We start from the raw sequence: 12430 nt of genomic DNA on the forward strand, positions 1-12430 counted from the left end.
GTTCTCGATGCGCGCAGCTGAGAGCACGCCCTTGTTGCCTTCGTCGGCACCCTCCGCACGGGCCTTCAGCCATTCCTGCACGATGATGGCAATGAAAGGCAGCGCGAAGACACCGCTTGCCACCAGTACCGCCCAGATGCCGTTATGGACAATCCACGACACCAGCGTCAGGTAGTACTCCAGGTAGTCGGTCGTAAAAAGCGTCATGACCCCGATCTCCCCTCAAGCGGCCTGCATCAACAGGCTGGCTTCCAGCGCCACAATGGCGGCGGCGCCAGCGATCTCGCTGCGCAGCAGTCGCCGCCGCGCCAGCCTATCCGCCCCGCGTTGGGCCTCGCGCGCCAGCAGGCGGCGACGCATCCAGACCCAGCCGTAGCCGGTTGCGCCGTACAGGCACAGTCGCCACACCAGGAAGTAGCCCGCCGTGGCCGTCAGCCACCGCTCCCAACCGGCCACACTGCCAACGAGATAAATGCCGACGATGTTGGTGCCCACCGCGACGGCAACGAGCACCACCGTCCACAGCAGCGCTTTCGCCGCGCGTCGGTTGAGCAGCCAGCGTGGGCGCAGCCAACTGGCGCGCGGCAGGTTCATGGGTTGCCTCCCGGATTGCCCTTCTGGAGCCGGTCGAGGCGGTCGGGAATGGGATCGCCTTCGTAGATGCCACGCGAGCCAGCCGCGCGCGTGCCGTGGCGCTGGATGATGGCCATGGGCGAGTTGTTCGCCAGCTCACGGCGCAGCTCCAGCTCGGTCTTGAGGTTGCGGATCTCTTGGTCGAGCGTGTCGCTTTCGTGGTTCACGGCCTCGACCGCCAACTGGTTCGCCGCGACGTTGGGCTCCTTCTTGCCGGTCAGCAGGGTACGCTGGAGCAGCAGTGCCTTCTCCAGCACCGACGCCAGCGCGACCTCCGAGGCCAGGCGCCGCGCCAGCAAGTCTTGGTCAGGCTCGTCGCGCAGCGCCTCGATGACGCCGCGGGTGATGGGCAGCGAGGTGCTGCCGGCCGCGCGCAGGTTCTCGAAGGTGGTATTGCGCGTTCCCGAGACCAGTTCCTGCAAGGCCTCCAGCTTGGCCTCGTACTCCTCCTGGATCAGCGGCGTCAGCCCGACGCCGGGCACCGTTTCGGTCTTGGTGCAGGCATCGCAGGTGCGCTGCACCTGTTCCCCAAGAACCCGCGTGGCCCATTCGGTCGCCTGCTGCGGCGAAGTCCAGGTCTGGCAGGACAGGCTCGCGCAACTGGCGGAAGCGATGGACGACGTGTCGGTTACGCTGCGACCGTTGACCAGGTTGTAGCCCGCACGGGTGACGTCGCCGACCACGCGGATGGCCGACTGACCTGCACCGCCCGCGTTGTTGCCGCCTACCCAGGGCACGCCGTCGTTGCCACGGCGCGTCTCTGCCTGCTCGATCGCCGACACGGCATCGGTGCTCGACACCGCATCGCGCAGTGCCATGCCTTCGGCCATCTGGCTCCAGCCAAGCTGTCCGCCCGCCGTGTCGGCCATCTTCTCGGCCATGGCACGGCAGGTCAGCTTGGAACGGTCGAAATCCATCCGTGCCTGCAGCACGCCGTTGGTCAGCAGGTTGTACAGGCCCGGATCGGCGCGCTGGATGATCAGCGCAGGCAGCGATGCCACCGCGCTGGTGGCGCTCTGGATCACGTTGCTCATGATCTGCTGAAAGCCGTTGGTGACGCCGTTGAGCTGGTTGCGCAGCGTGGTTTGGATGCTCATGTCGCCGCAGATCAGGTTGCTGTTCCAGCCCACGCCGACGCCGATCGAGCGCATGCCGGCCGCACGCCCCATGGACACTGCGCTACCGCCGCCAATCGAATACATCACCTCGTCGCCGATCACGGAGCCGCCGGTTTGAAAGCCGGTCTGCGCCCACGCCAGGCCGCTGCCAAGAACGAGCGCGCCAGACAGCACCCCGGTCAATACCCCAGTCAATACCGTGGGACGCAGCAGGCGGCACGCCTTGGTGGAGAGGTTTGTCAGTTCAGGACGCTTCATCGCCGCACCCTCATTGGAAATCGACGCTGCCGAGGAATACCTGGCCGCGACGCTCGCAGCACGCATAGGGCCGCCACAGTGCCCAGGCGTAGTCGCCTTGCTGCGCCTGAGTCAGAAAGCCGCTGCGGGGGAAGACCGTGCAGGACGAGGACAGGACGGGCGTGAGTTCCTGCCACTTGCCCGTCGAGGCATCGCTTTCCATCAGCGCGCCGGCAGGCCAATATCCGGGCCGCGAGTTGGCGAGCAGCGGCTGATAGACGTGGATTTGCCCACGGCGCGTGACGATATCGCCGGCGCGCTGGGCCACCACGGCGCCGGCCTTGTGGTCGTCGGCCTGGTGCAGGAAGCCGCCACGCGGATACACATTGCCCCAGAGGTTCATCGTGGTACGCGCGCCGACCTCGCGCCTACCCGGAATCAGCGCCTCCGGGTAGGCCATCTCGGGCACGTTGTAGCGCCAAGCCAGCGTGTCCAGGGTGCTGAGCAGGTACGGCATGAACGCCGTGCCCGCACCCTCGCAGAAGTAGCCCGAAGACGAGACGAACTGGTTGAACACCTCGGCGCCGGGATGGCCGATGACGTCCGCGTTCTTGAACTTGGCGAGATTGTTTTCGTGGTCTTCGTTGGTGGTGCCGTCTCCGCCGGCCTGTGCGGACGGGTTGGGCACGCTCATCGCCCGGACTTCGACCCAGGGGTTCTCGCCGGTGTTGCTGTAGCTGGAGACGACCGCATCGGGGATGTAGTGGCGGACTTTGATGGACGTGCGCACCGTGCAGCCCGTCCAGGTGCAGTAGAGCCAGTAGCAGATGCCGACGACGCGGTATTCGAGGCAATCTGGTGATGCCACTGAGCCAACGATGGAGGCGGTGTTGAGTGCGTAGCTGCCCGTGGCGCTGAGCAGCAGCACTGAGGCCACGCCCGCGCGCAGGCGGCGCATCCGCTCGAAGGCTCGGGTCATGGCTGCGACCTCCGATGTTGTTCGATGTGCGCGACGGCACGGGCCACATCCGGCTCGCCATAGACCACGTAACGCTGATCCACCACGACCGCCGGAATACTGATGACGCCCAAACTCCAAGCGTCGGTGACGCCCTGGTAGGCGGAAGCGATGCGGCGCTGAAGGTCGGCGCCACCTTGATTCAGTTGGCGCTTGACGATGGCCGTGGCCTGCTCGGGATCGATGGGCAGTTGTGCGGAAAGCTCGGCTTCGATGCGCGGGCCTTCATCCATCTCAATCAGCCGCTCGCCACCCATGGTCTTGACCGGGTGGCGGCTATCGGTAATGACCACCACATCGGCGGCGAAGGTGGCTGGGCTGAAAACAGCCAAGGACGCCGGTAGTGCAACGGCCAGGCCAAGGGTTCGCCAGCCTGCTGTGAAGCGGAGTAAAGATGCTGGCATGTCGCGTGCCCTGGAAGTTGATCAGAGCCATAGTCGAACGCGAACCCGCTGCCGCCCCAACAAACAATGCGCATCGCGGGCACCCCGCATACCTGTTCGGTGCTGCCGTATGGAAAAAAGCGGAGGCCGAAGCCCCCGTTGTGATCAGTGAACCACGTGCTTTCCTACAAAAGACCCGACTCGGCGAACGAGTACGGCGTGCCCTGACCAATCACGAAATGGTCGAGTACGCGCACGTCGATAAGCGCCAAGGCGGTCTTCAACTGCTCGGTCAGCACGCGATCCGCATTGGATGGCTCGGTGGAACCCGAGGGGTGCTGATGGGCGAAGATGACCGCAGCGGCGTTCAGTTGCAAAGCGCGCTGCAGCACGACCCGTGGATAAACCGAGGTCGCATTGATCGTTCCATGGAACATCGGCTCCACGGCCAGCACGTCGTGCATGCTGTTCATGAATACAACGACGAAGATCTCGTTGGGCTCGGCGACCAGCTTCAAGCGAAGGTAGTCCCTGACCGCAGCGGGCCGTTCAAGACGTGGCCCGGCTTTGAAAACCCGTCGCTCCAGCAGCACGATGGCTTGCTGAACGATCCAGTCTTCGTGCTGAGCGGCAATATCGGAAAGTGACTCCAGGCAGGAGTCATTGATGACGACAGACATGGCGAACCTCCAGACAGGGAAATCGAAGGGCGCACATGCCCCAGGAGGGCAAGCCCTCCTGGGATAGGAAAAAAAAATAAGGGAACAGGGTGCATCCATCACCGCTGCTGCGGTGATCGTTCGCGGCCAGGATGCGAGGCGAACGGGTCGCGGTCAGCGCAGCGTGCTGCGCCGTAGCCTCAATGACCGCAGGCTACCTGGGCATGTCGCCGACAACGTCGGCAGGCATTTCGGTGGTCGGTGGAGCGGCGGCATCCTCAGCCACCAGCATGTCCATGGCCGACAGCAGTGCATCGCCTTCGATCGGCCCCGGCAGCACGATTGCCTGACCGGTTTGGCGATCCTGCAGACGAATCGAAGGCGTCGCGGTCACGCCGCCCTTGGTGGCTTCCTCGGCCTGAGCGCGAATCACCCTATCCGGTCGCTCGCTGGCCAAACACTGCTCGACGGCTGGGTTGAGGCCGGGATAGCGCAGACCCTCGGGCAAGCCCAAGCCGTCGCTACGTGTGTGCGCATAGATCCATTCAATGGCCTGCCAAAAGGCCGCATGCCCACCTGTCTCGGCGGCGCACTCGGCCAGGCGTGCCTCGGCGGAGGCGGCCGGTTCGTGCGCGGCCAGCGGCTGGTGGTGCCATTGCAGGGCTACGTCCGCGTTGGCATCCACCCAGCGCTTGAGCTGCGGGAAGTACGCTCGACAGAACGGACATTCGAGGTCGGCATAGAGCGTCAGCGTGAATCGGCCCTCGGGGTTGCCCATCTGCCAGGGAGGCCCGGCTACCTGCGCAGCACTGACCGGCGCGGGAGGCAGCGACGCGGGTTCGCTGGGAATGCGGGACACGATCCATATCAACAGCAGCGCGATCAATCCAGCGGCCAAGAACCAGGGCCAGCGCTTGTGCGAGCGCCGACGGCGGAACGCCTGCACCGGCATAGGAATGGAAGGACGTTTCGGTTTCACGGCAGTCTCCGGCGGCTATTGCGGCAGGCCCACGGCTGGCGACTTGATGCCGCGCGCCTGGTCGATTCTCTCGGCCACTTTGAAGGCCGCATCGAGTTCGCTGATGCCGTGTTGCTGCATGAGCTGGTAACGCTCGGCCTTCTCCTCGGGTTCCGTCTGCGCGAGCGCGAGATAGAGGCTCGGTGGCACGGCCCGAAACAGCACTTCCAGGCTCTTGGAGAGGATGACGCCCTCGGTGAACTTCCCGGCTTCCTTGCGCGCGGAAAGCATCAGCGCCTTCTGCGCAGGCGAGAGTTCGCGGAACCGCGCGATCTTCTCCACCTCATCGGGCGGCATCGACAGGCAGATCCACCACTCGATCATGTTGAGCATGGGCTCTGCAGCGCGCGGCAAGTCGTCGATGTTTTGTGTGGCGAGCCAGAACCAGGCCCCCAGCTTGCGCCACATCTTGGTGATCTTCACCACGTAGGGTGCGAGCAGCGGGTTCTTGGTGATGATGTGTCCTTCGTCGGTGACGTTGATGATCGGGCGGCCCAGGTACTGATCGCGCTCGGCAATGTTGTTCACCGTGCTGATCAGGCTGATGTAGGCAATAGAGAGCTGCGCGTTGTAGCCTTCGCGGGCATAGGTCGCCAGATCCACCAGGGTGATGTCGGCTTCGGGCCACGGCGAACCGTCGCGGTCGAACATTTCGCCGTCCGTGCCTTGGCAGAACATGTCCATGGCGTCGGCCATCTCCAGCAGTCGCACACGCCGCATTTCCGGCAGCGTCGGGTCCTGGCTGCGCGTGCGCAGCGCGTTGCGCACATCGCGCGTGAGAACGGTTCGCTTCTCGCCATCCTTGCTGTGGCAGTGCTCGGCGGCATCGAGGATGCACTGACGGATCAGTGAGCGGTCGGCTCGCGTCATCCGGGCTTCTTCTTTATCTTCGCCGCCGGTGATCATCAGCCTCGCGGTGATCTCCAGTTCACCCAGTACGTCGCGCTGCTCATCTGCCTCCATGGCCACAGCATCGGGAGGCAGGTCTTCATCCAGCGCATCGGCGTCGAGCGTCTGCACGTCGCTGGGCGTCTCGATCAGCCGGCGCGCATCCGCGAACGGCGCCAGGGTAACGCCCGAGCCCGGAGCGAGCTTGACCCGATTCACGGTCAGGCCCAGGCGCCGGGCAAAGTCGCTGAACAAGCCGAAGCTGTTGCCGGCCTCGACAATGAACAGGCGGGGACGGTAGATCGCCGTGACCTGATTCAAGAGGTTGTTGAGGGTCGCCGACTTGCCTGAACCTGTCGGGCCGAACAGAAACAGGTGGGCATTCATCTGCCGATCCAGGCGGTTGAGCGGGTCGAAGGTGATCGGCCCGCCGCCGCGGTTGAACATCGTGATGCCGGGGTGCCCCGTACCTTGGGCGCGGCCCCACACGGGCGAGAGGTTCGCCGCGTGCTGGGCGAACATCAGTTGGGTGTACCACTTGCGCCGATCCTGGCCGGGGTTGTAGCAGCACGGCAGCCAGCGCAAGTAGCTGTTCAGCGGTGCCACCTCGTCGTCTTCGCGAACCGGCTGCAAACCGGCGTTGAGCATGACGTTCGCCAGGTCGAGGCCGCGCCGATCCAGTTCCGCCTCGTCGCGCCCGCGCAGGTAGAACGCCAGCGTGCCACGATAGAGCTTGTGCGCGCTGCCGATCAGGGAGCGGGCTTCATGCACGTCCTTGAGCGTCTGCTCGGATGCCAGGGTTTCGCCCACGGCCTTCTTCGCCAGATGATTGAGATCCGCTTCGAGAACATCCTGCGGCGTGGCGACCAGCGTCAGGCAAAGGATGGTGTCCTCGGGCATCTGGTCGAACAACGTGTTGATGGCGTCGCCCTTGCGCGTCTCGCCGGTCAGGTGTCCCGTGCCTGGCGGCATGCGCAGGCGGTCGGTGATCAGCACGCGGTGCGGCATGCCGTCGAAATGCCAGGTGCCGTGCGCCACGTCGGAACGCGGCTGGCCGAAGAACAGCCGTTGGCTGAAATCCCGTCCGCTCGCCAGCTCGATCTCGCCGTCCTCGCCTTCCTCCGCACTGTCGGGATAGCGCGCCAATGTATAGAAGCGCTCCCGGTCTTCGGCCCCAGGCCCGAGCAACGTGGGGCGCGGGTTGAACCAGCGCAGCAACCAGTCATGAACATCTGCCGCGACCATGCGCCGGGCCTGAATGCCGGCGTTCGCCAGTCCGCCGCACAGGCGGTCGCAGACGATATTGAGCATCTGCTCGGGCGTCTGCCCGCGACGGCTGTTTTGCCCTTGCCCGGTCACGCGGCGGTAGACCACCATGCGCACGCGCCGGGTCTGGCCGCGCCAGCGCAGCCGTGTGACCACAGTGTCCTCGAACAGGCCGCCCGGCTTGGCCACCGCGCGCAGGTGGTGGCCGAAGAAGCGCAGGTAGAACTCGCTGAACGCTGTATCACGGGCGCGCGGCTGCACATAGTCGCGCAGGGTCTGCATGTACTGGTCAAAACTGGGCTCGTCCTGGGCGTAGAGCTGCAACACCCAGGGAGTTTCGTCCAGTTCATCGAAACTGTCCTGCAGCGCGTTCTCCAAGGCATCGCGGGCCTGCGCGAGCCAGCCGGGTTCCCGGCCTTCGGTGCCCAGCGGCACCAGCTCGTAAAAGGCCGCCACCGATTGCCCGTCCTCCAGCAACATGGCCTTCGACTGCGGCAGGAACTCCACCCAGGGCAGTAGTTCCACGAACGACGGCGCGACCTCATACAGCGTCTGCTCGTCTGCCATGGTCGCCGGCCTGTGACCTTGCACCGCCGTGCCGGGTTCGGGGATGCCGGCCTGGTGCAGTGCCTCGACGTGGCGCTGCCAGCCGTCCGGCTGCTCGTCATCGCCAGCGCCGGACGCGGCCAGCTTCGGTGCGGCCAGCTTCGGCCAGGGGAGTTTCCAACGCATCAGTAGTCCTCCACGCGCTCGCCTGGCATGGCGTACTGCACGCGCTGGTACAGCGGGAACACAGTCGTATAGCCCGGAATCGGCACCGGGTCGGTGCCCGCCAAATGGGGATACACGTACATAACGAGGTCGGGGTTGGGCAGGCGCTGGAACTGGCGATAGACCTCATTGCGCGCGGTGCGCGTGTAGCGCATCTGCTCGGCAGGTACGGCTTGCACGTCGGCCTCGGTCAGCGGACGGCGAAGGCTCTGGCGCGCATCAAGCAACTGTCTGCGCGCCACCTGGCCGGCGCCACCGCTGCCATCACCGGCGTTCTGTTGCCAGATGTCCATCATCGTGCTGTCGCCGTGGGTCAGCAGCTTTTCCTTGCTGGTGGCGCAGCCGCCGAGCAGCGCGACGGTCAAGGCCAGCGCCAGGCCTTGAGCCCAGCTATTCAAGTTCGAGAGCATGGCTTTCTCCTGCGCGGTGATCGACCTTCCGGCCTTCTGGGTCGAAGTCGATGGCGAGCGGCTTTTCGAGGTGGACGGCGACCTTGGCACCGGGCTGCACATAAACGGCAGCGAAGGCCTGGCCGTAGAGCTTGTTGACCCAGCTCGACATGTCCTGAACGCCACTGGCGAGAATCCGGCCCACGGCTTCCTGGCCGCTGATGCCCACGCTGCCGATGGAGCCGTCGGCACCGACATAGGACGCCCTGCCACTGTCGGATTCGATCAGTGAGGCCACGCCAGCGCCAGCCGCCGTGATCAGCGCCTGGGTGCCGAGGTACTGCTGCGCATTGCTGCGCCGCTCGCCGCTGACACAGGGAATGCCGTGCGGGTCGCTGATCCAGCCCAGGCCGTCGCGTTGTTGGTTGTTTTGCTGGTTGCCCTCGCGATCCTCGGGAATGGTGCGGATGGTCCCGTCATGGAACACGAAGGTGATGCTGCGCACCTGGCCGCGCACGCACGAGAGCGTCCAGTCGCCTGATGCGGTGCCGGAGAACACGGCTCCGGCCACATCGGGAATGTCGATACCGTTCGCGGTCAAATTGTCCGGCCCGACCAAGACCTTGAAGGGGTACGGATCGTTCACCGTGCCGTCGATCGGCACGCGGCCAATCAGCGCTGTCATTGCCACCGACCCCATCAGCGTTGAGTTGGTCGGCACGGTGTAGACGGGCGTCGCGGTCTTGACGCCAGCGGCGCGTGCGCCCGCGTTCGCCACGGTTTGCGCTGTGGTTTCCAGCGTGCTCTGTGCGGAACCGAAACTGGTGGGAAAATTTATGCCGCCATTCGACCTGCCTCGTCCATCGCTTTGTTTCGCGTCATCAGGCTCCACCCAGCGCATACCGCCTTCCATGCCGGCCTCGTCGCCGTCACGCAGGCCCAGCCCCACCGGCAAATCGGCATGGCTGCCGCCACGCCCGCCGATGCTGTCCAGGCGCTGCTGCAGGTCGGCGAGCAGCCCCTCGGTCTGCTGGCGCGCGCTGTCCGCCTGCTGTTGGTCACGGCGCAGGTCGGAGCGTTCGGATTCGAGGGCCGAACTGATACGCTGGTCGATGGCGCTCTCGCGCTGGCGCAGTCGCTGATTCTCCTCGCGCTGCGACCTGTTGTCGGACAGCGCGGTCTGAAGCTCGGTGCGCAACTGCTTCACCTGGGCAACCAGCGTCGCCACGGTGTCGCGCGGGGTATCGCCCTCGATGCCCAGCGCCTTCATTTCCTCCGGCGTGAGCCTGCCGCCGCCATCTGCGCTGGGCGGCGCCGACGCACCGCCTCCAGAGAACAGCCGGATGGCGACAAACAGCACCAGCAGGGCCACGGGGATCAGTAGCCACTTCAGGAGTCCGTTACTGCGCATGGCGGGCCTCCCTGTCGTCGCTGGCGGCTGCTTTGGGCTGCGGAAGATGCACTGCGGGGTCGAAGCGATGGATCGCCGGCAGCAGCGACTGCGCGAGGCCGTGCCCGCGCGTCACCAGGTACAGGACGGTCGTGTCCTCAGATGTTCCGCGTGGGCCGAGCGCCTCATGCTGGAAGGTGGCGGTGAGGAAATCGCCGTGCAGCATGCGCGGATCGAGGTTGATCCAGTCGTTGCTGCTGTTGGTCAAGCGCACGGCAGTGACCCACTGGTCTTCCAGTCGCCACGAGGCGACCGCGACCGCGCGTGCCGGCAAGGTCGGCATCAGCGTGCCGAGGTCGAGGTCGCGGCGCAGGTTGACCCGAATAACGCCTGGCAAGGGTTCCACGGTGCGCAGCGGCGCGTAGAGGTTCTGTGCCGCAAAGCGTGTCAACACGACAGGGATTGGCGTTTCGCGCCGCGTCGTCCGGGTGTCCGCCTGATTCTGGACGCGCGTCTGGGGTGTATCGGGTCCGTCAGGCTGACCGCCATAGCGCGCCGGGTTGCTGTCGCCTTCAACGATGCGCACCGGCTCCAGCTCAGTTTCGCTGTCCTTGGGCAGTTCCGCCGCAATGTCGAGCAGGATCAGCGCGCCCGTGTCGGCGTCCTGCAATTGCAGCCGTGTTGGCTCAATTGGCTCGCTGGCACGCAGGTACACCGCGCCGCCCGCGCTCTGCACGCGCAGCCGCTCACCGACGCCCGCAGGCACGCCCACGCGGACGTTTCGGTCGATGAACACGATGCGCTCCTGGCCGACCTTCAACGGCACCGCCAGCGGCATGCGCTCCCAACGTAGGATTTCCACCGCCTGGACGGCGGGGGGCGCGACCACTGTGGCGGCCACGGCCAGCAGCCCCAGCAGCGCGAGTACAGGATGCTTCATGGGGAATTACCTCCTTGAGGCGCTTGCGGCGTCATTCCACCAGGCACTGGGCGCGTCGGCTCCGGTGCGCTGATGCGCTGGGGCGTGCCTTCGTAGCAGTCGAGCACCAGGCCGAAGGGGTTGCGGGCGGGATCGACGTCCACCCGCGCGACCTTTACGGGGTAGCGCACCAAGGCGCGTTTGACCTGCTCGGCGCCGTAGTACTCGTCGGCGCTGATGTCCAATGTCACCACCCAGTCGCGGTCGGAAATCACACGCACGCGCGCCGTGGGGTTGTCGCCATAGCTGCGACCGGGGATTTCATAGATGCCGCGCACGCGCTGGCGCAGTTCGCCGGTGCTGCGGCGGTAGTCGTAGTCCGCGCGCAGGAAGGCCTGGCAGGACGGGGTGAGGTACGGCGAGAGCGTGTGGAGATTGCGCGGGTAGTCTTCTTCGCCATTCGTCGGCCAGCGGTTGAGGGTCTGGAACACGTAGAACGTGAACGCATAGACCGATTCAGGCGGTACTTCCCACCACTTGCGGGTACTGCCGGAGCGCAGGTCAGGCGGGACGTGGATGGTCAGGTCGCGCGGTGCGCTCCACCATCCTCCGCCCATGACCAGGGCGACGACGACCAGCGCACCCGCGCCGAGGCGCAGCGTCCTGATGTGCGCCTGCAGGTGGGTGATCTCGTTCTTGAAACGGCTCATCGTGCGCCCCCATGCCTGCCCCTGCGGGTAGTCCAGAAGCCAGAGCGCGAGATCAGCACATCGTCGCCCACCCAACCGGCCATCAGCGGATGGCGCGTGGCAATCCGCCATTGCAACTGCCGGTACAGCCAAGTGTCGGGACGCCCACGCTTGAGGCGGCGCAGAATGCCGCCGCCGATGAACACGCCCAGCGCCACGCCCAGGACAACGAAGGTCGGCGCGATGGCAATCGTGCGGAACACCCAGGACAACGGAGCGCCGACCACCAGGCCGGCGGCGCCAGACAGGCCGCAGCAAATCCACAACTCGTCGGCGGTGAGGCCGCGCACGACCACCGGGTGCCTGTTGAGCCGGTGTGGAAGGAACGTGACTGTCCCATCGGCACGGACATGCTGTTGCTCGGACATGGCCCGTCCTCGCTTACAGGATGCCGGTGGCTTCGGTGAGCAGCCAGATGCCGATCACGAGCAGGACAGCGCCGATGGCGACCGTGAGGCCGAACTGGCCCCACGTCTTGCGGCCAGTGTGGATTTCCGCGTAGGTGCCGTAGGCGTGATAGCACACGCCGATAAACATCGACGCCACCACCAGCAGGGCCACGAGCATGATGATGTCGTAGCCGTAGTTCCTGATCGTGTCCATGATGCCGCTGCCAGCGCCGCGGGTCGGGTTTTCCAACTGCGGCAGGCCTTGCGCGAACGTCAGCGCGGGCAATGCGGCGGCACCCAGGACGACGGCGGCGCGTTGGACAAAACGAGTAGTGAGGATGCGGTTTTGCATGGTCAATCCCTTCAGGTCAGGAGAGGAGGAAGAACGTCAGCACGAGGTACATCGCGACGAAGCGGATGCAGACGCCGAGGAACTGGCGCTGGTTGAGGCGGTTCTCGGCCCACCCCACGTAGGCCGTTCGGATGGCCCAGACGCCCCAGACGAGCAGAACCGCGAACACGACGCCGACCAGGACGGTCGCCATCGCGGATGGTGCGATGCCGCTGTTGGCTTGAAATGCCGAGACCTGGGCGCCGTTCATG

General features: G+C 65.6%; 14 protein-coding genes and 1 pseudogene. All 15 read right to left on the bottom strand.

Annotated elements, in window-relative coordinates:
• Window positions 1-207 (bottom strand): annotated as a pseudogene (locus tag BRO63_RS04860) (conjugal transfer protein TraG N-terminal domain-containing protein); the annotation flags it as partial.
• A gap of 15 nt (window positions 208-222) precedes the next feature.
• Window positions 223-588 carry a hypothetical protein gene (locus tag BRO63_RS04865; protein ID WP_444978600.1) on the bottom strand — a complete coding sequence of 122 codons (366 nt, stop codon included), beginning with the start codon at window positions 586-588 and terminating at the stop codon, window positions 223-225.
• 2 nt (window positions 589-590) lie between these two features.
• Window positions 591-2009: an integrating conjugative element protein gene (locus tag BRO63_RS04870; protein ID WP_033981960.1), complete on the bottom strand. Its 1419-nt coding sequence runs from the start codon at window positions 2007-2009 to the stop codon at window positions 591-593.
• A 10-nt stretch (window positions 2010-2019) separates the two neighbouring features.
• Complete coding sequence (locus BRO63_RS04875) at window positions 2020-2967, bottom strand: TIGR03756 family integrating conjugative element protein (protein WP_033981959.1); 948 nt, start codon at window positions 2965-2967, stop codon at window positions 2020-2022.
• Complete coding sequence (locus tag BRO63_RS04880) at window positions 2964-3410, bottom strand: TIGR03757 family integrating conjugative element protein (protein WP_033981958.1); 447 nt, start codon at window positions 3408-3410, stop codon at window positions 2964-2966. Before BRO63_RS04880 ends, BRO63_RS04875 begins: the two co-directional genes overlap by 4 nt.
• Before the next feature lie 164 nt (window positions 3411-3574).
• Window positions 3575-4069, bottom strand: a complete 495-nt coding sequence (locus tag BRO63_RS04885; RefSeq protein WP_033981957.1) for a JAB domain-containing protein — start codon at window positions 4067-4069, stop codon at window positions 3575-3577.
• A 193-nt stretch (window positions 4070-4262) separates the two neighbouring features.
• Window positions 4263-5027, bottom strand: a complete 765-nt coding sequence (locus BRO63_RS04890; RefSeq protein ID WP_033981956.1) for a DsbA family protein — start codon at window positions 5025-5027, stop codon at window positions 4263-4265.
• Between the two features lie 15 nt (window positions 5028-5042).
• A complete protein-coding gene (locus tag BRO63_RS04895) occupies window positions 5043-7952 on the bottom strand; it encodes a conjugative transfer ATPase (RefSeq protein WP_033981955.1) in 2910 nt (969 codons plus the stop codon).
• On the bottom strand, window positions 7952-8401 hold the full coding sequence (locus BRO63_RS04900) for a TIGR03751 family conjugal transfer lipoprotein (protein ID WP_050159774.1): 450 nt from the start codon (window positions 8399-8401) through the stop codon (window positions 7952-7954). Before BRO63_RS04900 ends, BRO63_RS04895 begins: the two co-directional genes overlap by 1 nt.
• Window positions 8382-9791, bottom strand: coding sequence for a TIGR03752 family integrating conjugative element protein (locus BRO63_RS04905; protein ID WP_088138680.1), 1410 nt, complete (start codon window positions 9789-9791; stop codon window positions 8382-8384). The genes BRO63_RS04900 and BRO63_RS04905 overlap by 20 nt, the downstream gene beginning before the upstream one ends.
• Window positions 9781-10710, bottom strand: a complete 930-nt coding sequence (locus tag BRO63_RS04910; protein WP_088138681.1) for a TIGR03749 family integrating conjugative element protein — start codon at window positions 10708-10710, stop codon at window positions 9781-9783. Before BRO63_RS04910 ends, BRO63_RS04905 begins: the two co-directional genes overlap by 11 nt.
• Window positions 10707-11399, bottom strand: coding sequence for a PFL_4703 family integrating conjugative element protein (locus tag BRO63_RS04915; RefSeq protein ID WP_033981951.1), 693 nt, complete (start codon window positions 11397-11399; stop codon window positions 10707-10709). Before BRO63_RS04915 ends, BRO63_RS04910 begins: the two co-directional genes overlap by 4 nt.
• Window positions 11396-11806: a TIGR03750 family conjugal transfer protein gene (locus tag BRO63_RS04920; protein WP_033981950.1), complete on the bottom strand. Its 411-nt coding sequence runs from the start codon at window positions 11804-11806 to the stop codon at window positions 11396-11398. Before BRO63_RS04920 ends, BRO63_RS04915 begins: the two co-directional genes overlap by 4 nt.
• A gap of 13 nt (window positions 11807-11819) precedes the next feature.
• On the bottom strand, window positions 11820-12179 hold the full coding sequence (locus BRO63_RS04925) for a TIGR03745 family integrating conjugative element membrane protein (RefSeq protein ID WP_033981949.1): 360 nt from the start codon (window positions 12177-12179) through the stop codon (window positions 11820-11822).
• A gap of 16 nt (window positions 12180-12195) precedes the next feature.
• Window positions 12196-12429 (bottom strand): TIGR03758 family integrating conjugative element protein, encoded by a 234-nt coding sequence (locus BRO63_RS04930; RefSeq protein WP_022579861.1) that lies wholly within the window; start codon window positions 12427-12429, stop codon window positions 12196-12198.
• Window position 12430: the final 1 nt, after the last annotated feature.

Origin of the sequence: Achromobacter xylosoxidans (genome assembly GCF_002192695.1) — a bacterium.
In the GTDB taxonomy this organism is placed as follows: domain Bacteria; phylum Pseudomonadota; class Gammaproteobacteria; order Burkholderiales; family Burkholderiaceae_B; genus Achromobacter; species Achromobacter xylosoxidans_C.

Coding starts and splice junctions, on each gene's coding strand:
- BRO63_RS04870 (WP_033981960.1), bottom strand. CDS start 2,009: ATGAAGCGTCCTGAACTGACAAACCTCTCCACCAAGGCGTGCCGCCTG.
- BRO63_RS04875 (WP_033981959.1), bottom strand. CDS start 2,967: ATGACCCGAGCCTTCGAGCGGATGCGCCGCCTGCGCGCGGGCGTGGCC.
- BRO63_RS04880 (WP_033981958.1), bottom strand. CDS start 3,410: ATGCCAGCATCTTTACTCCGCTTCACAGCAGGCTGGCGAACCCTTGGC.
- BRO63_RS04885 (WP_033981957.1), bottom strand. CDS start 4,069: ATGTCTGTCGTCATCAATGACTCCTGCCTGGAGTCACTTTCCGATATT.
- BRO63_RS04895 (WP_033981955.1), bottom strand. CDS start 7,952: ATGCGTTGGAAACTCCCCTGGCCGAAGCTGGCCGCACCGAAGCTGGCC.
- BRO63_RS04900 (WP_050159774.1), bottom strand. CDS start 8,401: ATGCTCTCGAACTTGAATAGCTGGGCTCAAGGCCTGGCGCTGGCCTTG.
- BRO63_RS04905 (WP_088138680.1), bottom strand. CDS start 9,791: ATGCGCAGTAACGGACTCCTGAAGTGGCTACTGATCCCCGTGGCCCTG.
- BRO63_RS04910 (WP_088138681.1), bottom strand. CDS start 10,710: ATGAAGCATCCTGTACTCGCGCTGCTGGGGCTGCTGGCCGTGGCCGCC.
- BRO63_RS04915 (WP_033981951.1), bottom strand. CDS start 11,399: ATGAGCCGTTTCAAGAACGAGATCACCCACCTGCAGGCGCACATCAGG.
- BRO63_RS04920 (WP_033981950.1), bottom strand. CDS start 11,806: ATGTCCGAGCAACAGCATGTCCGTGCCGATGGGACAGTCACGTTCCTT.
- BRO63_RS04925 (WP_033981949.1), bottom strand. CDS start 12,179: ATGCAAAACCGCATCCTCACTACTCGTTTTGTCCAACGCGCCGCCGTC.
- BRO63_RS04930 (WP_022579861.1), bottom strand. CDS start 12,429: ATGAACGGCGCCCAGGTCTCGGCATTTCAAGCCAACAGCGGCATCGCA.